20 protein-coding genes are annotated in these 23267 nt (G+C 60.7%); 14 read left to right on the top strand and 6 right to left on the bottom strand.

The window, feature by feature from the left end; translation table 11 throughout:
• Positions 1-42 precede the first annotated feature (42 nt).
• Both H6F58_RS04045 and H6F58_RS04040 read left to right on the top strand, forming a co-directional pair.
• Positions 43-1461 (top strand): nucleotide pyrophosphatase/phosphodiesterase family protein, encoded by a 1419-nt coding sequence (locus H6F58_RS04045; RefSeq protein WP_146278042.1) that lies wholly within the window; start codon positions 43-45, stop codon positions 1459-1461.
• A 303-nt stretch (positions 1462-1764) separates the two neighbouring features.
• The gene (locus H6F58_RS04040) at positions 1765-3891 is read left to right on the top strand and encodes a PQQ-dependent sugar dehydrogenase (RefSeq protein WP_206693455.1); all 2127 of its coding nucleotides are present in this window, start codon (positions 1765-1767) and stop codon (positions 3889-3891) included.
• A gap of 117 nt (positions 3892-4008) precedes the next feature.
• Here the strand turns inward: H6F58_RS04040 and H6F58_RS04035 are convergent, their stop codons facing one another.
• From H6F58_RS04035 to H6F58_RS04020, 4 genes are all read right to left on the bottom strand, one after another.
• Complete coding sequence (locus tag H6F58_RS04035; RefSeq protein WP_348536367.1) at positions 4009-5265, bottom strand: ROK family protein; 1257 nt, start codon at positions 5263-5265, stop codon at positions 4009-4011.
• Between the two features lie 95 nt (positions 5266-5360).
• Positions 5361-6428: a polyprenyl synthetase family protein gene (locus tag H6F58_RS04030; protein ID WP_195181155.1), complete on the bottom strand. Its 1068-nt coding sequence runs from the start codon at positions 6426-6428 to the stop codon at positions 5361-5363.
• 9 nt (positions 6429-6437) lie between these two features.
• On the bottom strand, positions 6438-7466 hold the full coding sequence (locus H6F58_RS04025; protein WP_348536373.1) for an ABC transporter permease: 1029 nt from the start codon (positions 7464-7466) through the stop codon (positions 6438-6440).
• 56 nt (positions 7467-7522) lie between these two features.
• Complete coding sequence (locus H6F58_RS04020; protein ID WP_244652309.1) at positions 7523-9043, bottom strand: sugar ABC transporter ATP-binding protein; 1521 nt, start codon at positions 9041-9043, stop codon at positions 7523-7525.
• A 152-nt stretch (positions 9044-9195) separates the two neighbouring features.
• Here H6F58_RS04020 and H6F58_RS04015 point away from each other — a divergent pair, with 152 nt between their 5' ends.
• The 3 genes from H6F58_RS04015 to H6F58_RS04005 all read left to right on the top strand — a co-directional run bounded on the left by H6F58_RS04015 (position 9196) and on the right by H6F58_RS04005 (position 12533).
• Positions 9196-10239, top strand: coding sequence for a substrate-binding domain-containing protein (locus H6F58_RS04015; protein ID WP_060701110.1), 1044 nt, complete (start codon positions 9196-9198; stop codon positions 10237-10239).
• Positions 10240-10330: 91 nt separating this feature from the next.
• A complete protein-coding gene (locus tag H6F58_RS04010; RefSeq protein ID WP_195181154.1) occupies positions 10331-11479 on the top strand; it encodes a Gfo/Idh/MocA family oxidoreductase in 1149 nt (382 codons plus the stop codon).
• 49 nt (positions 11480-11528) lie between these two features.
• Entirely contained in the window at positions 11529-12533 is a 1005-nt protein-coding gene (locus tag H6F58_RS04005) for a sugar phosphate isomerase/epimerase family protein (protein ID WP_195181153.1), read from the top strand.
• A 114-nt stretch (positions 12534-12647) separates the two neighbouring features.
• On the opposite strand, the gene H6F58_RS04000 is transcribed toward H6F58_RS04005, so the two are convergent.
• Positions 12648-13832 carry a heparan-alpha-glucosaminide N-acetyltransferase domain-containing protein gene (locus H6F58_RS04000; RefSeq protein ID WP_195181152.1) on the bottom strand — a complete coding sequence of 395 codons (1185 nt, stop codon included), beginning with the start codon at positions 13830-13832 and terminating at the stop codon, positions 12648-12650.
• A 67-nt stretch (positions 13833-13899) separates the two neighbouring features.
• Between H6F58_RS04000 and dapA the strand changes: the two genes are divergently transcribed.
• Together dapA and H6F58_RS03990 are read left to right on the top strand one after the other, a co-directional pair.
• The gene (gene dapA, locus H6F58_RS03995) at positions 13900-14811 is read left to right on the top strand and encodes a 4-hydroxy-tetrahydrodipicolinate synthase (RefSeq protein WP_195181151.1); all 912 of its coding nucleotides are present in this window, start codon (positions 13900-13902) and stop codon (positions 14809-14811) included.
• 19 nt (positions 14812-14830) lie between these two features.
• On the top strand, positions 14831-16537 hold the full coding sequence (locus tag H6F58_RS03990; protein WP_146278050.1) for a ribonuclease J: 1707 nt from the start codon (positions 14831-14833) through the stop codon (positions 16535-16537).
• A 78-nt stretch (positions 16538-16615) separates the two neighbouring features.
• Here the strand turns inward: H6F58_RS03990 and H6F58_RS03985 are convergent, their stop codons facing one another.
• A complete protein-coding gene (locus tag H6F58_RS03985) occupies positions 16616-16837 on the bottom strand; it encodes a hypothetical protein (RefSeq protein WP_146278051.1) in 222 nt (73 codons plus the stop codon).
• Positions 16838-17119: 282 nt separating this feature from the next.
• Between H6F58_RS03985 and H6F58_RS03980 the strand changes: the two genes are divergently transcribed.
• The 7 genes from H6F58_RS03980 (at position 17120) to H6F58_RS03950 (ending at position 23267) form a co-directional block, all read left to right on the top strand.
• The gene (locus tag H6F58_RS03980) at positions 17120-17947 is read left to right on the top strand and encodes an ATP-binding cassette domain-containing protein (protein WP_146278052.1); all 828 of its coding nucleotides are present in this window, start codon (positions 17120-17122) and stop codon (positions 17945-17947) included.
• A complete protein-coding gene (locus tag H6F58_RS03975; protein ID WP_195181150.1) occupies positions 17944-18630 on the top strand; it encodes an ABC transporter permease subunit in 687 nt (228 codons plus the stop codon). Before H6F58_RS03980 ends, H6F58_RS03975 begins: the two co-directional genes overlap by 4 nt.
• A complete protein-coding gene (locus tag H6F58_RS03970) occupies positions 18627-19358 on the top strand; it encodes an ABC transporter permease subunit (RefSeq protein WP_146278054.1) in 732 nt (243 codons plus the stop codon). The genes H6F58_RS03975 and H6F58_RS03970 overlap by 4 nt, the downstream gene beginning before the upstream one ends.
• Entirely contained in the window at positions 19355-20257 is a 903-nt protein-coding gene (locus H6F58_RS03965; protein WP_146278055.1) for an ABC transporter substrate-binding protein, read from the top strand. Before H6F58_RS03970 ends, H6F58_RS03965 begins: the two co-directional genes overlap by 4 nt.
• 235 nt (positions 20258-20492) lie before the next feature.
• The gene (locus H6F58_RS03960) at positions 20493-21527 is read left to right on the top strand and encodes an ABC transporter substrate-binding protein (protein WP_195181149.1); all 1035 of its coding nucleotides are present in this window, start codon (positions 20493-20495) and stop codon (positions 21525-21527) included.
• The gene (locus H6F58_RS03955) at positions 21524-22438 is read left to right on the top strand and encodes a diaminopimelate epimerase (protein WP_146278057.1); all 915 of its coding nucleotides are present in this window, start codon (positions 21524-21526) and stop codon (positions 22436-22438) included. The genes H6F58_RS03960 and H6F58_RS03955 overlap by 4 nt, the downstream gene beginning before the upstream one ends.
• On the top strand, positions 22431-23267 hold the full coding sequence (locus H6F58_RS03950; protein WP_171919024.1) for a class I SAM-dependent methyltransferase: 837 nt from the start codon (positions 22431-22433) through the stop codon (positions 23265-23267). Before H6F58_RS03955 ends, H6F58_RS03950 begins: the two co-directional genes overlap by 8 nt.

Genomic DNA, 23267 nt, shown 5'->3' with positions numbered 1-23267 from the left:
GATGGCATCGAGTACGTCCTACCAATTTTGTACAGGAGCAATGTGAAACCCGTACTGCTACTTAACGTCGTCGGATTGACGTCCCGGGCGCTGGCGCGCATGCCGCGGCTTGCGAAATTGGCCAACCAAGGCTGGTCGGCAAAGCTGGGCACCGTTTTGCCTGCCGTCACCTGCTCGGCCCAGGCGACCATGCTGACCGGCCTGTCTCCGGCCGAGCATGGAATTGTTGGCAACGGCTGGTATTTCAGGGAATTGGGGGAGGTGCACCTGTGGCGCCAGCACAATCGCCTGGTGGCTGGCGAAAGCATTTGGGAGACTGCCCGGCTGCAGAAACCCGATTACACCTCGGCGAATATCTGCTGGTGGTACGCGATGGGAATGAGCACCGACCTGACCGTGACTCCGCGACCTATCTATCATGCTGACGGGCGCAAATCCCCTGACGCATACATGCGGCCGCCCGAGCTGCATGATGAATTGGTCGATGCCCATGGTGAATTCCCGCTGTTCCAATATTGGGGTCCGACCGCGTCCATAGCCTCCAGCCGATGGATCATCAACTCGACCAGGCATGTAATTCGTACCCGTGCACCGCACCTGGTGACTGCCTACCTTCCGCACCTGGATTATGACCTGCAGCGTTTCGGCCCGCGCTCGGCAAAGGCGGACGCTGCGGCGGCCGAACTGGATGCCGAACTGGCCCCATTGATTGATGAGGCCGAAGCGGATGGCTACACCGTGATGGTGGTCGCTGAATACGGCATCGAAGATGCGCATACGCCGGTGGACATCAATCGGGAGCTTCGGCGCGAGGGCCTGCTCGAAGTCTACGTTCAAGACGGACGCGAGCAGCTGGACCCCTGGACCTCAAGGGCATTCGCCGTCGCGGATCATCAAGTCGCCCATGTTTACGTGAAGAACGAGGCCGACATCGGACGAGTGGCGGCGATATTGCGTGCCTTGTACGGGGTTGACGAAGTGCTTGATCGGGAGGCGCAGGCCCGGTACGGGCTGGATCACCAGCGCTCCGGGGAACTGGTTGTTGTGGCTGAACCCGGTGCGTGGTTCACCTATTATTTCTGGCTGGACGACTCGCGCGCGCCAGAATATGCCCGCGGGGTGGATATCCATCGCAAGCCAGGCTACGACCCGGCTGAGCTGTTCTTTGACCCAGCTGATCGTTGGGCGAAGGCCAAGGCAGGTGTAAACCTGCTCAAGAAGAAAGCGGGCTTGCGGTATGCCATGAGCACCGTTCCGCTGGATCCTTCCTGCGTAAAAGGCACACATGGGCGCCTGGCGGAATCTGCCCAGGATATGCCATTGATCCTCTGCTCGGATGTCTCGGTGTCAACCGAGATTTCGGCCCTTTTGGAGTCGGGCCGAGCCGTGCCGGCAGCGTCGGTGAAGTCGCTGGTCCTGCACGCGCAGGGCCTCGAATCGTCGGTGGCTTCATCGGTTTGATATCCACCAACACGTATTTTGGCGTTTGATGCAACAAAATAAAATCAAGGTCAAGGTTGCCTCTTGACCTTGATTTTGTGCGTAATCTAGCAGATGTGGATGAGTGGAAATATTAGATTTTTCTGATTTTGTTTTGTGAAACCACTAGCAAATTGTGAGACAAGCCACTAACGTTCCAATTGACCCGATTCGACCAGCTCCGAATCAATGGCGACAAGGAAGTGAACCATGAAAGTCAACCGAACAGGGAACGCGGACAGAGCTCCGCACGGCGTGGTTTCCGCGCACTTTTCCAAACGACATATGATGCGCGCGAGCGCCGGGCTTGCTACAGCAGCTGTGCTTGCCTCGGCCCTGGCCGGCGTGCCGGCTTCTGCCCAGCCCAAGTCCCCGGTGCCGGTTGTGCCAGCGGACTCGGCCTTCCAGAAGGTAACGCTCAATGACACTCCTGGCGAGCCGATGGATCTCGCAGTCCTGCCCGATGGGAGTGTCCTGCACACCACCCGCAGTGGCGAAGTGTGGCTCAATGATGCCACCAGCGGCGTCAACTCCTTGGCAGCCGAATTGGACGTATACCGCCACGACGAAGAGGGATTGCAGAGCATCGCCTTGGACCCCAAGTTCGGTACCGATGGCAACAACTGGGTTTATCTGTACTACGCACCGCCGATGAACACCCCGGTCGACGATCCTGAAACCACGGATATCAACGAGGGCGACGCGCCAACCAGCGGCACCGCAGCGGACTTTGAGCCCTTCAACGGCGTCAGCCGGCTGTCGCGGTTCCAATTCGATGGCACCTCGATCGATCTGGACAGCGAACAGCAGATCATCGATGTCGCGGCAACCCGCGGCCTGTGCTGCCACGTCGGTGGCGATATCGTCTTCGACGCCCAGGGCAACCTGTACCTTTCGACCGGCGATGACACCAACCCGTTCGTGTCCGGCGGCTACACTCCGATCGACGAGAACCCGGCATCTAACCCGGGCTTCGACGCCCAGCGCACTGCGGCAAACACCAACGACTTGCGCGGCAAGGTACTGCGCATCACCCCGAAGGATGGCGGCGGCTACACCATCCCCGAAGGCAACCTGTTCGACGAAGGCACCGACGGTGCCCGCCCGGAGATTTACCTGATGGGCCTGCGCAACCCATTCCGCATCGACGTCAATCAGAGCACCGGAGAGCTTTACGTTGGCGACTATTCGCCCGATGCCAGGAGCGCAAACCCTGACCGGGGACCTGCCGGAACCGGCAAGTGGCTCATCGCCACGGAACCGGCCAACTATGGATGGCCATACTGCGCCACCGAAAGCCTCCCGTACAACGACTATGACTTTGTCACCGGCGTTTCCGGCGAGAAATTCAACTGCGCTGCACCGGTGAATGAGTCACCGAACAATACCGGCCTGACGCAGCTGCCACCCGTGGCCACTGCAGACCTCTGGTACACCTACGGCCAGTCGGAGCAGTTCCCAGAGCTTGGCACCGGAGGCATCGGCCCCATGGCAGGGCCAGCTTATGAATTCAACGCAGAAGCAACCCGCGGACCACGCCCGGTGGCTTGGCCATCCTACTTCGACGGAAAAGCGCTCTTCTACGAGTGGACTCGCGACTACATCAAGGGCATGACGGTTGAAGATGGTTCACTAGTTTCCATCGAGAACGTGATTTCCTCGATTGTGACCGACAACCCGATCGATATGGAATTCGGCCCGAACGGTGCACTGTATATCCTCGAATACGGCGACGGCTACTTCGGCGAAAACGAGGATGCCCAGGTCGCGCGCATCGACTATATCGGTGAGGGCGGCAACCACAGTCCCGTCGCAGTGGCCTCGGGAACGCCTACTGTTGGCACTTCGCCGCTGACTGTTGAATTCTCCAGCGAAGGCACCGCCGACGCTGACAACGACAAGCTGCGGTACGCCTGGGACTTCGATTCCGATGGCGTTGTGGATTCCACCGAGGCATCCCCGGCCTACACCTACCAGGAAGACGGCAAGTACACTGCCACGCTGACCGTAACCGACTTCGGTGGCAAGCATCGCGGGCGCCATTCTTCAGCCGAAGTAGAAATTGAAGTGGGCAACCAGCAGCCGGTCATCGAGTTCATCACCCCGGTTTCGGGCCAGGCCTTCCAATTTGGCGATACCGTCAGCTACGAAGTCAAGGTTACCGATGACCAGCCAGTTGATTGCTCGCTGGTGGAAGTGAGCTACATCCTGGGCCACCATACCCACGGACATCCGCAGACCACAACCAAGGGCTGCACCGGCTCCTTCGTCACCACGGTGCCAGAGGGCCACGACCCTGCAGTAGATGATCTTTCTGCAGTATTCAATGCCACGTACACGGACCAGGGCGACGGCGGCTCGAAGCCGCTCACCGGTACCGCCGAAGTGGTTCTGGAAGCGGCCAGCAACTAGAAGCAAATTGGCTGATCCAGGCAAAAGGCGGTTGGCCCGTTCCCTGATGGGAAGGGGCCAACCGCCTTTTTGGCCTGTGCAATACAGCCTGCGAGTTTTTAGTCCAGCGCTGGCAGTTCAGGAATCGATGGGCGCCGGTGATGCCGTGCCAAGCACGCGGGCTGGATCAGCCAGCAGCTCGGTGAACGCCAGCTCGGCCGCTCCGACCAAAACCGGATCGTCACCCAATGGCGCCAGCTCGATGGCAACTTGTTCCCGCGCTGAACGTGCCCCGCCGACACGGACGGCGTCTTCGAGCAGCGCGGGCATCGTCCTGGCCAAGATGCGCAGGAATCCACCGAGCACAAACACCGATGGGTTCATCTGATGCACCAGGGCCCGCAGCGCTACGGCCAGGAGGCGGGACTGCCTTTGGAGAATTTCAAGCAGCGCTTCCGGGGCGTTGCCCGATTCAAAGAGCCCGAGAACCGTGGATTCGAGATCTTCGGCTTGTCCGGATGGAACCCCGGTCGCGCGCAGAAGTTCCTCGCGGGTCACTTCTGCTTCCAGGCAGCCTGCAGAACCGCACGAACAACTGGCGCCATCGGTGCGTACCAGAAGGTGGCCGATCTGGCCGGCAAAACCAGTAGCCCCCTGCAGCAATTGGCCGCCGCTGAGGATGCCGCCTGCGATGCCGCTGGCGCCGCCGTAGAGGTATACAAAATCCGAGACGTCGCGGCCCGCGCCGAAGGCTGCTTGCGCGCGTGCCCCGACAATTGCGTCATTGGCGCATGTGACGGGCAGGTTGAGCGCAGCGGACAGCTGCGCGGCCAAGGGCTCTTCTTGCCATCCCAGCTGCGGGGCTTCGATAACGGTTCCGTCGGCCGGATCCACCAGACCGGGCACGGCAACACCGACGCCGACGACTCGACGATTCTCGGGCAAGGACGTGGCCATGCCGGTGTAGATTGCCGAAACGATATTCACTACTTCGGCGGTGGATGGGGGAGCAACAGTGTGGAAGCGCACCGGGTTCACGATGCTTCCGCCCAGGGCCACCAAGGCGACATTCACGGCGTCCAGATCAGGATTCACGGCCAAGGCGAGCACGCCGGGGCCGGGGCTGATCATGATGGAAGGGCGGCCGTGCTGCTGTCGTTGATCCGGTTCGTTTTCAAGTACCAATCCCAGCTGCGCCAATTCGCCAACGAGCGCGGCGATGGTCGAGCGGTTCAGGCCAGTGAGCCGAGTCAGTTCAGCACGGGAGATTCCCGCGGAGCAGTGCACCAGTGTCAAGACGGTGGAGAGATTATGCTGCCGGGTAGTGTCGCGATTGCTGCCGAGCCCAGCACCGCTTGCACGGGCACTCGCAGGTTTCCTCGAATTGCTTTCCACGTCCGGATGGTCCCTTCTTGGCAGGACCTTTGCGCCTGCTCCCACCACCATCGTATCTGCACCAAAGCGATAAATACGCTCGTGCTCTCGGCGGTTCAGACTGCAGTTGCGGACAGGTGGACGCGATTGACTGATGCCATGAGCAGGCTGCCCAGGCGCTCGCGCAGGCGATCGGGAATTTCGTCAATGGCCAAGCAGCCCAGCGCTTTTTCGGCATGCTGAACCGCTGAGGCGATGGCGTAGTCCTTGGCGCCGCAGGCAATAAGCATGGCGCGGATTTTTTCTGCTTCAGATGCAGTCATTTGCGGTGTGCCAATGAGCCCGGCGACGCTGTCCCACTGTGGCTGGGTCGCAGCGTAGGAGAGCAGGATGGTCCGCTTGCCTTCGCGCAGATCACCCCAGCGGGATTTGCCGGTTTGGCTTTGCTCGCCGAACACGCCCAGCACATCGTCGGCAATCTGATAGGCGATGCCGGCGAACCGGCCAAAAGATGCCAGCGCGGATCTCGCCTGTTCGGGGGCTCCAGCCAGTATCGCTCCGGCGTGCAGCGGGGCTTCGAATGAATAGGCGGAAGTCTTGTGGCGCGCAGTGTTCAAGATTTCTTCCAGCGGCGGCATGTCCTGTCCGAGGCTGGATTCAATATCGAATAACTCGCCTCCCACCGAAGCGAAAATCGCCTGGTCCACAACGCAGTGCAGCTCGCGGTGGAGGGCCTCGGGGACCGGCAAGGACCGGATCACCTGGTAGACGCCGGCCAGGGCCAGGTCGCCGGCGAGGATTGCAGCGCAGGCCCCGGCATGATCGGCCGCGACGGGGCTGGCACCTCGTTGCAGGGCTGCGTTCCTGTAGGTGGCCGCGACATTGGGCGCGCCGCGGCGCAGTAGGTCCCGGTCGATGACGTCATCGTGGACCAGCAGGGCGTTATGCAGCAGCTCGAAGGCGGCTGCCACCCCGGTCGCCTCGGTGGCTGCAGTGCCACCGAGGCCGGAATAGGCAAGGAGCACTAGGCGTGGACGGGAGCGGGAGCCTCCACGCGAGGTTCGTTCGAGCGCTTCCCACAGTTGCAGGTAGCTTGGCCCCTGAGCGGCTGCACGAAGTTTCGATTCCATGAAAAATCGGTGCAGCCGCTGCTCGACCAGCGCCAGGCCAACATCGAGATCCACGCGTGGCTCCTAGGCCTTGAGAGGTTGCTTTTTGGCCTTGCGCATTTTGCCGGAGGCGAAGCGCTGCTGCAGCAGGACGGCCAGCACGATGATCGCGCCCTTGGCCAGTGCCTGGACCGAGGTGTCCATGTTGTTCTGGGTGAACACGTTGGTCAGGGTGCTGAAGATCAGGACGCCGAGAACGGTGCCCATGATGGTTCCTCGGCCGCCGACCAGCAGCGTTCCGCCGACAACGACCGCGGCAATTGCGTCCAGCTCGTAGAGATAGCCATGGGTCGAGGTCCCGGAGGTCGTGCGTCCCATCATCATCAGCCCGGCAATGCCTGCGGCGATGCCGACCAGTACGTAAAGCGAGACGATGTGCCGCTTGACCTTGATACCGGCCAGGCGCGACGCCTCGAGGTTTCCGCCGATGGCTACCGTGCGGCGTCCGAAGGTGGTCCGGTTCAGCAAGAACCACCCGGCGGCCGCGGCCAAGGCGAAGATCCACACGAGTACCGGCACTCCCAGGAAGTCGGCGCGCATGAACTTGGTGAAGCCGGTATTGGTTACCAGCAGGGTCCGGCGTTCCGAGATGATTTCGGCCAGCCCGCGGGCTGCCACCAGCGTGGCCAGGGTGGCAATGAACGCCACCACGTTGCCGTAGGCGATGATGACGCCGTTGATCAGGCCGGCCACGGCGCCCACGAGCAGCGAAACGACAACCATCAGCAGCCAGGTGGACTCGGACGCGGCAGCCTGGACCGCCGTCAAGCTGCCGACCACGGAGGTCAGCCCCAAGACGGATCCGACCGACAAATCGATGCCGCCAGCGGTGATGACAAAGGTGACGCCGATGCTCAACACTCCGATGATCGAAGCGTGCCGCAGGATGACAAGCATGTTCTCCGAAGACGTGAAACGATCACCGCTGGTGACCAGGCCGATCAGTACCAGCACGACCAAGGCGACAACCAGGCCGAGGCTCCGCCCTGCTGGCCCGTGCATCAGGTTCTGCAGCACGCCGCCGGAGCGTCCGGTTGCCGAGAGGTGGTCGATTGGCTTCTGGGCCGAGGTCTGTTCAAGTTGCTCGGCAGCTTGGGTCTTCTGCTTGCTCACGCGGCACTTCCCTTCATGACTAGGTCGAGCACACCGTGCTCGTCAATTTCAGTTGCTGTTTTCTGGGCCAGGACCTGTCCATCGTCAATGACCAGGACATTGTCGGAGAGGCCGAGGACTTCTTCGATCTCGCTGGAAATGATGATGATGGCGGTCCCGGCATCTGCCAAGCGGCGGATCAGCGTATAGATTTCTGCACGAGCTCCCACGTCGACGCCACGAGTAGGCTCATCGAGCAGCAGCACCGTCGTACCGTGTACCAGCCAGCGGGCCAGCAGGATCTTTTGTTGATTTCCGCCGGAAAGGGTTCCCGCCGGTCGCTGCGGATCAGCGGGGCGCAGTTCCAGGGCATCAATTTGCTCCCGGGCTGCGCGCCGCTCTGCCGATTCGTCCAGCAATCCGGTGCGCGCGAAGCGCTCGAAGGTGGAGAGCGTGACGTTCTTGTAGATCGGCTCGTCGAGGATCAGGCCCTGGCTCTTTCGCTCTTCCGGCGACAGGCCGATGCCGGCGTCCACCGCGGAGGTCACCGAACCGGCGGTCAGCTTCTTTCCCTTCACGCTGACCTGCCCGCCGGTGGCCTTCCGGGCACCGTAGATGGTTTCCACGATTTCCGAGCGCTGGGAGCCGACAAGCCCTGCAAAGCCGAGGATTTCTCCGGCGCGCACGCTGAAGCTGAGCTTTTCGAAGTGGCCGGCCAGCTCCAGATCGGCGACATCGAGAACCACTGGGGCATCGGCCGGGATGGCGGTCCGTTCAGGGAAGACGTTGGCGACATCGCGTCCGGTCATCCTCCGGATGAGCTCGGCCTTGGGGGTGTCTGCCACGTCCAGGTTATTGGCGGTGCTTTGCCCATCCTTGATCACGGAGATACGGTCGCCGATCTCGCGGATCTCTTCCAGGCGGTGGGAAATGTAGACGACGGCGATGCCTTGGGACGTCAATTCCCGGACCACGCGGAACAGGTTCTGCACCTCTCCTACGTCGAGGATCGCGCTTGGCTCATCCATGATGATCAGCTTGGTGTCGCGGGAGAGCGCCCGGGCCATGCTGACAATTTGCTTGTTGGCGGCCGAGAGCGTTCCGACCTCGCGCGCTGGTGAGAGGCTGCCGTGCCCCAGTCGGCGCAGAAGGGTTCGCGCGACGGCATTGGCCTTTTTCACATGCAGAACCCCTCCGGTGGCCTGCTCGTGGCCCAGGAAGATGTTCTCGGCAATGCTCAGGCCATCGACCACATCGAGTTCCTGGTACATGGTGGCGATGCCGAGCCCCAGCGCAGCCGTGGGAGAGGGGATGCCGACCTGTTCTCCTTCCCAGAAAATTTCGCCTTCGTCTGGCTGGTGTACGCCGGAGAGGGTTTTGATCAAGGTGGATTTGCCGGCGCCATTTTGTCCCATGACGCAATGGACCTCACCAGGGAGCACGGACAAGTCAACGCCCTTGAGCGCTTGAACGGCTCCGAATTGCTTCGTGAGCCCGCGCACTTCGAGGAGCGGACGTGGATTTTCATCTTGCATCATGTGATGAATCTAACACATTATGTCGGCAATCGGTAGAAGTTCGTCGATTTTCCCCGAACTTCTGTTATTGTGACAATAGTCACGCACGCTGGTGCCCGAACAGTTCGGTTTGCACGCGGCGGCGCTGCACCTTACTCACTGAGGAGATAGACATGCTTGCAGTTCCTTCCGGACGGAAAATGCTCATCACTACCGGTGCCCTCCTAGCGGTCGGCGCACTGATCACCGGCTGCTCATCGGATTCCGGTGGCGGAAGCGCCCAGCCATCGAATGCCTCAAGCGAAGGCAACGCCGCGGCGGGCGACGAAGTGGTCATCGGATTCTCGGGCCCGGCTGCCGACCACGGCTGGCTCGGCGCAATCAACTCGGCCGCCATCGCGCAAGGCGATTCGCTGGAGGATGTCGACTTGCGAGTTGCCGAAGGCACCAATGATGCCAACTTGCAGATCAGCCAAGTCGAGCAGTTCATCAACGACAAGGTAGACGCGATCGTTCTGCTGCCGACCGATGGCGCTGCGCTGACCGCCGTGGCGACCAAGGCCATGGACGCGGGAATTCCAGTCATCAATGTGGACCGCGAATTCTCCAGCCCTGCCGCCGCCCGCACCACCATTCTGGGCGATAACTACGGCATGGGCCGTAGCGCCGGCGAATACATCTGCGAGCGCCTCGGCGACAAGCCCGATGCCGTTGTTGCGGAAATCCCGGGCGTCGATTCCCTGCCGCTGACTCAAGACCGCAGCAAGGGGTTCGCCGACGCGCTGAAGACCTGTGGCCTGGATGTCGACAACCGCGTGCCCGCTGACTTCACCGTCGCCGGCGGCGAAGCGGCCGCTTCGCAGCTGCTCGCGGCCGCGCCAAAGATTGATGCCATCTGGAACCACGACGATGACCAGGGCCATGGCGTGCTCGCGGCCATCGACAGCGCTGGCCGCGATGAATTCTTCATGGTCGGTGGCGCTGGTTCCAAAAACGCCATGGATCTGATCAAGGGCGGTGAATCGGTGCTGGAAGCCACGGTTCTCTACCCATCCACCCAGGCGGCAGACGGTGTTCGCCTGGCTCGACTGATCGCGCAGAACAAGGCCATGAGCGACCTGGTCGAAGTTGAGGTGCCCAAGCGCATCGTTTTGAATGCACCGGTTGTCACCTCGGACAACGTCGACCAGTACCTGCCGACGGCGTTCAGCTCCTAAACCGAGCACAAGGCGTTTCGGGGTGGCTTGCCTTGCGCGGTTCAGCTGCCCCGAACGCGATCCCATGAAGATCCACAGCAGGAGGAAACACATGCCCAACCAAAAACCAGCCTTGAAAATTGCCCTCATCGGGCATGGATTCATGGGTGCTGCGCATTCACAAGGATGGCGAGTCGCGCCAAGGTTTTTTGATCTTCCGTTTCAACCAGAAATGACGCTGCTGGTTGGCCGCAACGCCGCCGGCGTCGACGCTGCTGCGGAAAAATGGGGCTGGTCTGAAACGTCAACCGACTGGCGCACCGCCATAGAACGCGAAGACATCGACGTAGTCGATATTGTCACGCCGGGGAATTCACACGCAGAAATAGCCATTGCCGCCCTGGCCGCCGGCAAGCACGTGCTGTGCGAAAAGCCTTTGGCCAACACCCTTGAAGAAGCCGAAGCCATGGCCGCCGCAGCCCGCAACGCGGACAAGGGCATCCAGGCGATGGTCGGATTTACCTACCGCAGGGTGCCCGCTGCAACCTTTGCCCGTGACCTGGTGGCCAGCGGAGCGATCGGGCAGGTGCGCCAGGTGCGCGCCGCTTATCTGCAGGATTGGCTGCACGATGATCGTTCGCCGTTGACTTGGCGGCTGCAAAAGGAGCACGCCGGCACCGGCGCCCTGGGGGACATCGGAGCCCATGCCGTGGATCTCTCCCAATTCATCACCGGCCAGAAGATTGTTGGAGTGAGCGGCCTGCTCCAGACCTTTGTCAACGAACGCCCGTTGCTCGATGCACCCACGCAGCTGGGTCCGGTGAGCGTGGATGACGCTGCAGCGTTCACGGCTCGATTTGATGGGGGAATTCTCGGCACATTCGAGGCGACCCGCATGGCCACCGGGCGCAAGAATTCATTGCGCATTGAGGTCTCGGGTTCCAAGGGGGCAATTTCCTTTGACCTGGAGAACTACAATTCACTGGGCTACTACGATGCAACGGCAACGGCCACCCGCCAAGGATTTACGCAAATCATGGTGACGGAGCCGGAGCACCCCTACATCTCTGCCTGGTGGCCCACCGGACATACGCTGGGGTATGAGCACGGATTTGTGCACCAGGCCAAGGATTTCATTGATGCCATCGGGGCTGGCCAGCAGCCAGAGCCGTCATTCGATGACGGGCATCAAGTGCAGTGCGTCCTGGACGCGGTCCAGCGCAGCGCAGCCAGCAACAGCACCTGGACCACCACAGCATAAGGAACACCCCAAGGCAGCACGAGGGAACCAAACGAAAAGGAGCCAACGGATGGCACGCGATTTCACCCTATTTACCGGCCAATGGGCCGACTTGCCCCTAGAGGAGGTGGCACGTCTGGCAGCAGGTTGGGGATATGACGGCCTGGAGATCGCGGTCTCCGGTGAGCATCTCGACGCGTGGCGGTGGGATGATGACGACTACATCGCCGAGCGCCTGGGGATCCTGGAAAAATATGGTTTGAAGGTCTGGGCCATCTCCAACCACCTCAAGGGACAGGCTGTGTGCGACAACCCGATCGACTTCCGCCATCAGGCCATTGTGGGAGACAGGGTCTGGGGAGATGGAGACCCCGAGGGAGTGCGCCAGCGGGCTGCCGAGGAAATGAAGAACACCGCACGGCTGGCCAAGCGCCTAGGCGTTGAAACCGTCGTCGGTTTTACCGGATCCTCGATTTGGCAGTATGTCGCGATGTTCCCGCCAGTGCCGGCAGAGGTCATCGACGCTGGTTACCAAGACTTTGCTGACCGCTGGAACCCGATCCTGGATGTTTTTGACGAATGCGGTGTGCGCTTTGCACATGAAGTCCATCCATCGGAGATTGCCTATGATTACTGGTCGACGGTCAAGACCCTTGAGGCCATCGGGCACCGCAAGGCTTTTGGGCTGAACTGGGACCCGAGCCACATGGTGTGGCAAGGCATCGACACGGTGGGTTTCATTTCGGACTTCGCCGAGAAGATCTACCACGTGGATTGCAAGGACACCCGCATGCGGATGGGCAACGGCCGCAATGGCGGCCTGGGCTCGCACCTGCCATGGGGCGACCCGCGCAGGGGATGGGATTTTGTTTCGGCCGGCCGCGGGGACGTGCCTTGGGAAGATGCATTCAGGGCCCTCGCCGCGATCGGTTACGAAGGCCCGATTTCCATCGAATGGGAAGACGCTGGCATGGATCGGCTCTACGGCGCGCCCGAGGCGCTGGCGGCGTTGAAGAGGCTGGATTTCCCTGCTTCGTCGACTTCCTTCGATGCGGCTTTCAAACAGGACGCGTGAAAACAAGGATGATTTGATCCGCTGCAGGTTTCGGCCGGGACTGGCTCCCGGCTGGGGCCGGCAGCGGATCTTCTCTGTGCGCTGCCAGCAAGGCCAAGCTGGAACCAAGGCAAATCAGAACCTCGGACCGGGCTCCGCTTTTGGCATTCGCTGGCCATCGGCTCCGCTGAGAACCCGCACGCAGAATTCCAAGGGCCCAGAAGCCCTGGTGAATCCCAGCCAGATACCGCAGCAGGCGGTCGCCGCGCACAAGATCCACCAGATGGCTGAAGGCTCCAGGACGTCATCGAGCAGCGGGAGCAGAACCAGATGTCCGGCATACAAGGTGAGCGGAGCGCGCCCAGCGCCAGCAAGTACCCGGCCGAGCCCGCCAAGGCGAGGCACAAGAAGCAACAGGACCCCAAGCACTGCAACAGCGCAGCTCGCCGAATGCACGGTGGCAAGCAAGGAGTTGCTGTGCCCAGTTGGAAGCCACAGGTACTCGGCACTGGCCAGATATGGGTCCAGTGATGTCCCCGGCAATCGACCGGTAGTAATGAGCGTGGGGACAAGAGGCGGAAGCGCTCCGGAAGCCGCCGAAATTTGGCCGGTGAAACCCAGGCTCATAACGCGGCCGGCGATGTAGCTGATCGCTGCGATGGCACCGCCGGACATGGTGAGCACTGCGGCTGTCTTTTTACTCCCCAAATCGCAATGTCCCAGTGCGACACCCAAGAGCCCGTATCCAAACCAAACCAGAAGCGGGTAGTAGCCGGTGACGGTGAGATCCTGGAACAACGGCCCCGGGGACAGCAGGTCGCCAAAGCTCGGATTGTGGCCGAGGGACTGCCCCAAAGCGCCTGCAGCCAAGGGTCGCCAGATCAGTGGCGCGAGGACCAGCCAAAGCACTGAGACTATCCAAATGGTTGCTCTCGGGAGCCTGAGGACCAGCAGAAGCAACAGAAATAGTAGCCCATAGTGGACAAGAATGACTGCGATGCCTTCATTTATCGTCCCAATTACCATTCCGAGCACGGCAATAATTAATGCTCTCAAGGCAAGGACTGAGTAAATCTTAGGGTGGGAAAAGCCCCTGCGAGCCAGGGAAGCAGTCATGAGCGTCAGCGATAATCCGGCCAAAACCATGAATAGAACAGAGGCCCGCCCAGAGGCTACAGCCCCGGTAAATGTAGGGGAGTAGGCATCTGGGCCGCGGTATTCATAGAGCGGGAAAATGTGCGCCGCGAACATCCCCACGATGGCCACAAGGCGTGCTGCATCAACCGCCAGAATGCGTCGTGGCGTCCCCGAAATGTCCATGGAAACATCGCACCACGGAAGTGGGGATGGATGCCATTGCAACATGCGCAAGTGTAGATTTAAAGCCATGGCTACAAGTGCAATTGATAATCAGGCATACCCATTTGGCACCGTGCTCACTGCAATGATCACCCCCTTCACCGAAGAGGGGGAAGTTGACTACGCGCTCGCAGCCAAATTGGCCCAGAAGCTCGTCGATGATGGATGCGACGGTCTGGTCGTCACCGGCACCACCGGCGAGACCTCGACGCTGAGCGACGAAGAGAACATCCAGATGTTCCGCACCGTCGTCGCGGCAGTCGGCGACCGCGCCGCGGTGCTGGCCGGTTCGACGACCAACGACACCCGCCACTCGATCAAGCTCTCGCTCGCAGCGAAGGAAGCTGGCGTTGACGGTGTGCTGTTGACCACCCCGTATTACAACAAGCCAAGCCAGGCCGGCGTCATCGCGCACGTCAAGGCCATTGCCGAAGCCGTCGAGCTGCCAATCATGCTCTACGACATCCCAGGGCGCACCGGGATCGCACTGGCACCGGAAACCATTATCGAACTCGCCGAGATTCCACAGGTCATCGCGCTGAAGGATGCCAAGGCTGATTACCAGTCCACCACCACGGTGCTGGCCAAGACCGATCTGCACGTCTACTCGGGCGACGATGGATTGACCCTGCCATTGATGGCAGCCGGTGCTGCCGGCGTGGTTTCCGTCACGGCTCACGTTGCAGCCGCGAAGTACCGTACGCTTGTTAATGCAATGCATGCAGGTGATTTGGCGACTGCACGCACCACACACTTTGAGCTGGACGCGATCCAGCGCGGCATCATGGGCCACATTCAGGGCGCCGTGGCCGCAAAATATGGACTTCACTGGCAGGGTGTCCTGCCGAACACCGTCGTCCGGCTGCCGCTTGTGGCACCGTCGGACGCAGAGCTCGATGCCATCCGCGCGGACCTACGTGAAGGCGGATGGGATCTGTAACGAAAGGGACTAACTACATATGACTGAGAGTTCAGTAGGCAAGGCCGACTCTGCACGCTTGCAGACTCCGGCCCGGCTGAAGAAGGGGACAATGCGCATTGTTCCCCTCGGAGGCTTGGGCGAGGTTGGCCGAAACATGACCGTCTTCGAGCTCAACGGGAAACTGTTGATCGTTGACTGCGGTGTGCTGTTCCCCGAAGAGCACCAGCCTGGCGTGGATCTGATCCTGCCGGACTTCTCCTACATCAAGAACCGCTTGGCAGATGTGGTGGGCGTAGTGCTCACCCACGGCCATGAGGATCACATCGGTGCCGTCCCTTACCTGCTGCGCCTGCGCGAAGACATCCCACTGTACGGGTCGAAGCTGACCTTGGCCTTCGTGGAAGCAAAGCTGGCAGAACACCGGATCAAGGCCAACACCAACATTGTGGTGGAAGGCGAGATCGCGCAGATCGGCAACTTCGAATGCGAATTCGTGGCCGTGAACCACTCGATCCCGGACGCCCTGGCCGTGTTCTTGCGGACCGAAGCCGGTACCGTGCTGCACACCGGCGACTTCAAGATGGACCAGCTGCCGCTCGATGGCCGCATCACCGACCTGCGCCACTTCGCGCGCTTGGGCGAGGAAGGCGTGGACTTGTTCCTGCCTGACTCCACCAACGCCGAAGTGCCCGGCTTCACCGTGGCAGAACGCGAAATCGGCCCAGTGCTTGAAGCCAAGTTCGCCCGTGCCCGCCGCCGCATCATCGTCGCTTCCTTCTCCTCGCACGTTCACCGCGTGCAGCAGGTCCTGGATGCCGCCGCGATGCACGGCCGCAAGGTGGCCTTCATCGGCCGCTCGATGGTGCGCAATATGGGCATCGCCGAACGCTTGGGCTACCTGGACATCCCGCAGGGCGTGCTGGTTGACCTCAAGCAGATCGACTCGCTGCCTGACCACAAGGTCGTGCTGATGTCCACCGGTTCGCAGGGTGAGCCAATGGCTGCGCTCTCGCGCATGGCCAATGGCGAGCACAAGGTGCAGATCAACCCGGGCGACACCGTCATCCTGGCCTCGAGCCTGATCCCGGGCAACGAGAACTCTGTCTTCCGCGTGATCAATGGCCTGATGCGCCTGGGCGCCGAGGTCATCCACAAGGGCATGGCCAAGGTCCACGTCTCGGGCCACGCCTCGGCCGGCGAGCTGTTGTACTGCTACAACATCCTGCGCCCGAAGAACGTGCTTCCGGTCCACGGCGAAACCCGCCACCTGATTGCCAACGGCCGCCTGGCCGCGCAGTCCGGGGTCCCGGAGGAAAACGTGCTGCTGGCAGAAGACGGCTCCGTCATCGACATGAAGGATGGCGTCGCCCAGCTGGTTGGCCAGGTTGAATGCGGCTACGTCTACGTTGACGGTTCCAAGGTCGGCACCATCACCGATGATGACCTCAAGGACCGCGTCACCCTGGGCGAAGAAGGTTTCATTTCGGTGATCACCGTGATCAACCGCCAGAATGGCACCATCATCTCCGGCCCCGACATCCACGCTCGCGGTGTGGCGGAGGAAGACTCGGTCTTCAACGAGATCAAGCCGAAGATCGCGGCCGCGATTGTGGAAGCGGTATCGAATAACCCGAACCACTCCACGCACCAGCTGCAGCAGATCACCCGTCGCGTGATCGGCTCGTGGGTTTCGCGCAAGCTGCGCCGCCGCCCAATGATCGTTCCGGTCGTTCTCGAAGCCTAGGCTTCTGCAACTAAAGCCCCAAACCAAGAACCTGGTTTGGGGCTTTAGCTGTCTCCGGGCTTGTCTGGCCCGCTATGCCTAGAGCAGTCCCTGAACTCCGGGCAACTGCGCGGGCCGATACGGCACCATGCCGACTACGTGGCCCTCGCAAGCTTCTGGAGCACTGGCATCCTGCCACTCATCGCACTGGATGCGTCGCAGCACGCGCCCGGTTTCCACTTCCATTTCGATCACCGTATCCGACTGGGCGGGCACCCAATGGCCCAGTTCCTTGCCCGTGCCCACATCTAGCAGTTTCACGGATTTCCAATCATCCGATGGGGCAGGAAAAACTTCACTCGCCGACGCGGCAGCGGCAAATGCCAGAGTTGCGGCAAGTAATGATGGGCAGAGAACCAGCAGAGTACGAAGCTTCACGATATTCCTCCAGGAGTGTCGGGCATTGTAACCAATCCTACTGTTGATCTATTAATTTGCCTTTAAATTCCCAGCCACTTGGGTGCAGTGTTGAGCCTGTGCCGTGTATCGGGAAGTACTTCGATGGGGCAGAATGACTTCAGAGCCGTCTTGAGGAGTCGAGAAGTGATCGAATTCGAAAATATTTCCAAGCACTATCCTGATGGCACCGTTGCTGTCAGCGACTTCAGCCTGGAGATCCCGGCACATACTTCAACCGTTTTTGTCGGATCCTCCGGCTGCGGCAAGACGACCTTGCTGCGGATGATCAACCGGATGGTGGACCCCAGCTCTGGTTCGGTGCGCATCGACGGCGAGGACATTTCGGAGAAGAACGCTGTGGAGCTGCGACGCAGCATTGGATACGTCATGCAGAACTCAGGACTGCTTCCGCACTTCACCGTGGCAGAGAATATCGCAACCGTTCCCCGGCTGATGGGGGAGCCAAGGAAGTCCTCACGCCGCAGGGCGCTGGAATTGATGGATACTGTTGGGCTTTCAGATACCATGGCCGACAGATACCCGCACCAGCTATCTGGTGGCCAGCAGCAACGCGTCGGAGTCGCCCGGGGCTTGGCTTCGGACCCCAACATCTTGCTCATGGATGAGCCCTTTGGCGCGGTGGATCCGATCGTCCGCGCAGAACTGCAAACTGAGCTGCTGCGATTGCAGAAGGAACTGGACAAGACGATCGTATTTGTCACCCACGATATCGATGAAGCATTCTTGCTGGGGGACCAAGTCGTCATCCTGGCTGCCGGTGCCCAGAAGCTCCAGGTGGGCAGCCCGAGCGAAATCATTGAAAATCCCGCCAATGACTTTGTTGCATCCTTCATCGGCGCCGAGCGCGGATCCAGGGCGCTGAGCGTCAAGCAGACAGCCCAAGGGCCGGTGCTGGTCGATGACCAGGGCAGGACCCAAGGCCGGCTCGTCGAGGGCAGGGCCCAACCATGACCTGGATTTCAGAAAACCTGGCACTGATTGCCTCGTTATCCCTCGAGCATCTGCGCCAATCGCTGATCGCGATCATGATCGGGTTTGCGCTGTCCATTCCCTTGGGCTGGATCGCCTGGCGCTATAAGCTCGTGGGCGGTCCATTGGTCACGCTGACCGGTTTGCTCTACACCATTCCCTCGCTGGCATTGCTGATGATTCTTCCGGTGATCACCGGCATGAGCGCCATCAGCGAAGCCAACTTGATTGTCGCCTTGAGCATCTATGCGGTAGCGATTATGGTGCGCGGGGTCGTTGACGGCCTGGATTCTGTTGATTCTGCAGCGCGTTCTGCTGCCACAGCCATGGGGTACGGCAGCGCCCGCCGGTTTTATGCCGTTGACCTGCCATTGGCTGGACCGGTGATCCTGGCGGGCTTGAGGGTGACAGCGGTCAGCACGATTTCGCTGGCCACGGTCGGGATTCTGGTAGGTGTCACCAACCTGGGCTACTTGTTCACCAATGGCCTGCAGCGACGCATCATCGCCGAGGTTTTTTCAGGGCTGCTGGCTGTGGCGCTCATTGCATTAGCCGTCGACATATTGCTTGTCCTGCTGGGCCGCTGGCTCATGCCGTGGAGCAGGACGGGCCGAAAGCAAAAGTCCCGCGGCGCTGCGGGCAGCAGGCAGGCGGTGTCCTCGTGAACTTGCTTGTTGAAGCGTTCAAATGGCTTGTTGCTCCAGAGCAATGGGAAGGCAATACCGGGCTTCAAGTGCTGCTGGGACAGCATTTGCTCTTCACCTTGCTGTCCGTGGCCATTGCCGGAATCATCGCCATCCCCGCCGGTTGGGCCATTGGCCACACCGGCAAGGGGCGCGAAATTGCGGTGGCCGCTGCTGGCATTGCCCGTGCAGTGCCCTCCTTCGGCTTGCTGATTTTGCTGGTGCTGCTTTTCGGAGTCACGCATAAGCCGGAAGCAGCGCTCGTGGCCTTCGTGGTGCTCGCAATTCCTTCGCTCCTTGCCGGCGCCTACACCGGTTTTGAAGCCATTGATCGCAAAACCGTTGATGCGGCCCGGTCCATGGGAATGACTGAATGGCAAATCTTGTTGAAGGTTGAAATCCCCCTGGGGCTTTCATTGCTGGTCGGAGGGATCCGGGCAGCTGCCTTGCAAGTCGTTGCGACGGTGACCATCGCCGCATATGTGAATCTCGGTGGACTTGGGCTTCCGATTATTACCGGATTGAATCTGCGGCGCTTTGACATGGTGCTCGGCGGCGCCGTGATGGTTGCGGTCCTGGCGCTAGTACTCGATTTGCTCCTGGCTCTCGCGCAGAAAGCTGCGATTCCCCGTGGATTGGGCTCCCAAAGAACATCACCAAAAAATCAAGATGCTGGTCGCTTGCAAGAACAAGATAAGGAACTGACATGAAATTAAAACAGGCAACACGGGTGGCAGCGGTGGCTGCAGCAGGGACTCTGGCCTTGGCCGGTTGCTCCAGCTCGGATCCGCTGGCTACGCAGAGCAGTTCCGAGCAGTCGGGATCGGGGAAAGTCGTTGTAGGATCGCAGGCCTACTATTCGAACGAGATCGTCGCTGAAATTTACGCGCAGGCCCTGGAGAATTCCGGCCTGGAAGTTGAACGGCAGTTCAACATCGGACAGCGTGACGCGTACATGCCCCAGTTGGAGAACGGAAGCATCAACGTCTTCCCTGAATACACGGGCAATCTGCTGCAGTTCTTCAAGGAAGACACCGAGGCCCGCTCATCGGCCGATGTCTACAATGAGCTCGAGAAACAGCTTCCTGAATCACTGGCTGTCTTGGACGAGGCTGAAGCTTCTGACCAGGACTCCTACACGGTCACCCGCAAATTTGCTCAGGACAATGATCTCAAGAGCATCGAAGACCTCGCACGTGTCGAGGACCAGCTGACCCTTGGCGGACCACCTGAACTGGCCGAGCGCCCATACGGGCCCAAGGGCCTGGAGAGCACCTACGGAGTGAAGGCCGATTTCTCGGCGACAGGAGACACCACGGTGGAAGATCTTGTTGCAGGAACGGTCAACGTGGCCAACGTGTTCACCGCGGATCCGCGCATCAAGACCGAAGATCTCGTAGTTCTCGAAGATCCCAAGTCGCTCTTCCTCGCATCCAACGTGGTGCCGGTGGTTACAGCGGATCAGTCCTCGACGCTGGGGAAGGTCTTGAACCCGGTCAGCGAGAAGCTTTCGGCCCAAGACCTGATCGACTTGAACGTGCAAAGCACTGTTGAGAAGAAATCAGCAGCCGACATTGCCAAGGCGTGGTTGGCCTCTGAAGGGCTCTGACTCGTAGCCCGTCCAACGAGCCGCTTATTGCGCAAACGGCCGCCATGACAAGAGAAATCTTGGCATGGCGGCCGTTTGCCGTATCCAGCTGCGGAATTCTTTCATAGCCACCTGGATCAAGGCTTGCTTGTTTTGACTAATGATAATGATTCGCATTAGTGTTTAGGTTTGTTGGCCGGATTGGTGCCGAAATCCGGTGCTGATAGATGGCCTGCAATGAACGGAGCACTGATCAATGAAGAGAATGAGTCCTTGGATGCTGGCGATGCCTGCTGTGGTCTTCGCCTTTGCCACTGGCTGCAGCAGTCCGGCAGGGGGATCGGGCAGCCTGCCCGCAAGCACTGGCACCAGCACCGGCACGGAGAACATCACGCTGGATAGCTGCGGCAGGTCCGTCGAATTCGACAAGGCGCCATCGAGCGTCCTGGCCGTAGGGTCAGAAGCGCCTTCCTTGCTCATGGCCGCCGGGGCTGGCGACAAGCTCACGCATTACGCGGGAAGCCTGAACGTCCCGTTCGACGAGCAGACCAGGGCAATCGTCGAGAATGCCGAGCGGATCACCGAGGATTCCCATGACGTCTCCTATGAAATGATCCTGAATTCCGGAGCCGATGTAGTGATTGGGACGGATATTGCTGCCGGAGTCGATCTGAATTCGCTGGCCGAGCGCCTGGAAAGCGCCGGCGTCAAGATGCTCACCGTCAGCGGCTATTGCGCCGGATTCGAGGACCGTTCGACCGGAGGCCTCAGCGGCTTCGAGCAGATCTACAAGGATGTGGAATCCTACGGCCAGCTTTTCGGCACCGAAGAGATGGCCAAGGAATCAGTCGACCAGATGCGCGATCGCGTAGCTGCGGCAGCACGCGGCATCAAAGGGCAAGACGGGCAACGCGGGCTTCCGCTGTACGTCCCGACCTCGGGGTCCCTGGGATCCTACGGACATGAATCATTGATCGATGAGCAGCTGGATCTGCTGGGCATGCAAAACGTCTTCAGCGACGTGCCGAAACGCTACTTCGAACCCTCCAACGAAGAACTCGTTAGCAGTGCCGCCGACAAGCTCTTCGCCATGTACCTGCCAACTGGGTCCTCCGGCCTGGAAACAGATCAGCAAGTGCTTGACGAAGTCCGCCAACGCGCTGAGCTGAAAGGACTGCCGGCTCTCCAGGACAAAGACGCTATCGTGCCGTTGAACTACTACTATTCCTCGCCGGGGCCGCTGGCCGTGGACGGCGTTGAAATCATGGCAAAGCAGCTGGCCCAGCGATGACCCGCGCTGATCTGCGCCCTCGAACAGCGGGGATTGCGCGGCATCGATCCGCGCATGCCCGGCCTCGCCGTCCAAGCCAGGAACTGGTCCACGGGGCACGGCCAATTGAATTCGTGAAACTGAGCCCGGCATCGAATACCACCCTCCTGGTGACCAGCCGCCATGCGAAAAGCCTGTACCCATCGATAGCCCGCCAGCTGATGCGCACCGAGCATGTCCATGCTGAGCAAGTCGGGTTTGTCCTTCCGCCTCGCGCCCCCTCCGCCCAAACCCGGCTGCACATGGCCGGGGACGAACTTTGCGCCAACGCCTGCATGTCGCTAGCGGCATTGCATGCGGCGACCAGCACCGGGCGCGGCAAGCTGAGCCTGCGCATTGAAACTTCCGGTGCAGAACAACCGCTCCATTCCACAGCCCAGCGGCTGGAAGCGGGGTACCGATGCCAACTGCAATTGCCCCTGCCGCAGCAGATTGAACCGTACCCGCTCTCCGGAGCTGCCGGCTGCGCATTAGTCCGGTATCCCGACGCTGTGCACCTGATCATCGAATGCCAAGCATCGGATCGCGCTGAACGCCACCGGGCGCGAAGATTGGCGCTGGAGATGGCAAGCACCCAGGGCACTTCAGTCATCGGAATCATGCTCTACGACCCCAGTCGGGGCGAGCTGGCCCCGCTGGTGAACGTCCCGGCGCTGGGCAGCCTGGTCTGGGAAAGCAGCTGCGGATCGGGAACGGCTGCGCTCGGCGCCTACCTGGCGGCACAAGCCGGAAGCGATATTGCAGCCGAGATCAAGCAACCCGGTGGCACCATGCACGTCAAGGCGCGTTGCAGCAAGGCCGCCATCACTGATCTGTGGATCAGCACCGACATCCAAATCGTCGCCCAAGGAACGGCATATATCCATGACTGATTTCCCGCTTGCCACCACCGACGCCGTGCGGCAACCGCTGTCCGCAACGCTGCATGGCTATCTCGGCAAATTCACCGAAGCCGCCCACCACTACGACGGATCCACGCACAAGGCAGAACGCCTGGAAGCGCTGCTGGGCGCATACTCGGCCTTGATCACCGATCCGGGCAATGAACCGGAATATGCCAGGCTGGCAGCCACCGAGTCCGGGAGCATGCTGGCAGGGCAATTGCGCGCCCAATCCGCCCGGTGCGTTGCGATCCTCGAGAAGTACCGGGCATTGCATCTGCTCAACGGGAAGACCGGGGCCGACGGCTATTTCGCCAACATCGAATCATGCATCGATGAAGAGTTCGGGGCGGTCGCTCCGAAGGCCCAGTCAAAGGTCCTGTTGATCGGCTCAGGCTCCTTCCCGATGACTCTGCTGAATCTTGCCTCGCGCACCGGGGCCACGACAGCAGGCATCGATATTGATCCCGAAGCCCTTGATCTTGGCCGCCAAGTAGTCCAGCTGCTGGGTGGCAACCTGAAGATCACGCTCAGCTGCGAGCCGATAGAAGAACTGGAGTTCTTGCACGAGGCAACGCATGTGGTCATCAGCTCCACGGTGCAGGCAAAGTACCAGATGCTGCACCGGATGCACCCATTAACCCGCGACGACGTGGTGGTGGCCATGCGCTACGGCGACGGCCTGAAATCGCTGTTCAACTATCCCAAGGAGCCGGTGGATGCACAGCGCTGGAACTTGGCCGAAACCATTGAGCAGCCGCAACAGATATTCGATATCGCGCTGTATTCCAAGCAGCGCCCCCACAGGAAAGGCAACTAG

The organism is Glutamicibacter sp. FBE19 (assembly GCF_015524875.1).
GTDB lineage: Bacteria > Actinomycetota > Actinomycetes > Actinomycetales > Micrococcaceae > Glutamicibacter > Glutamicibacter halophytocola.
This window is presented reverse-complemented; position numbering and strand designations above follow the sequence as displayed.

Excerpts from the sequence above, each read along its gene's own strand:
- H6F58_RS04040 (WP_206693455.1), top strand. The coding sequence starts at position 1,765 with ATGATGCGCGCGAGCGCCGGGCTTGCTACAGCAGCTGTGCTTGCCTCG.
- H6F58_RS04020 (WP_244652309.1), bottom strand. The coding sequence starts at position 9,043 with ATGATGCAAGATGAAAATCCACGTCCGCTCCTCGAAGTGCGCGGGCTC.
- H6F58_RS04015 (WP_060701110.1), top strand. The coding sequence starts at position 9,196 with ATGCTTGCAGTTCCTTCCGGACGGAAAATGCTCATCACTACCGGTGCC.
- H6F58_RS04010 (WP_195181154.1), top strand. The coding sequence starts at position 10,331 with ATGCCCAACCAAAAACCAGCCTTGAAAATTGCCCTCATCGGGCATGGA.
- H6F58_RS04005 (WP_195181153.1), top strand. The coding sequence starts at position 11,529 with ATGGCACGCGATTTCACCCTATTTACCGGCCAATGGGCCGACTTGCCC.
- H6F58_RS04000 (WP_195181152.1), bottom strand. The coding sequence starts at position 13,832 with ATGGACATTTCGGGGACGCCACGACGCATTCTGGCGGTTGATGCAGCA.
- dapA (WP_195181151.1), top strand. The coding sequence starts at position 13,900 with ATGGCTACAAGTGCAATTGATAATCAGGCATACCCATTTGGCACCGTG.
- H6F58_RS03990 (WP_146278050.1), top strand. The coding sequence starts at position 14,831 with ATGACTGAGAGTTCAGTAGGCAAGGCCGACTCTGCACGCTTGCAGACT.
- H6F58_RS03975 (WP_195181150.1), top strand. The coding sequence starts at position 17,944 with ATGACCTGGATTTCAGAAAACCTGGCACTGATTGCCTCGTTATCCCTC.
- H6F58_RS03965 (WP_146278055.1), top strand. The coding sequence starts at position 19,355 with ATGAAATTAAAACAGGCAACACGGGTGGCAGCGGTGGCTGCAGCAGGG.
- H6F58_RS03960 (WP_195181149.1), top strand. The coding sequence starts at position 20,493 with ATGAAGAGAATGAGTCCTTGGATGCTGGCGATGCCTGCTGTGGTCTTC.
- H6F58_RS03955 (WP_146278057.1), top strand. The coding sequence starts at position 21,524 with ATGACCCGCGCTGATCTGCGCCCTCGAACAGCGGGGATTGCGCGGCAT.
- H6F58_RS03950 (WP_171919024.1), top strand. The coding sequence starts at position 22,431 with ATGACTGATTTCCCGCTTGCCACCACCGACGCCGTGCGGCAACCGCTG.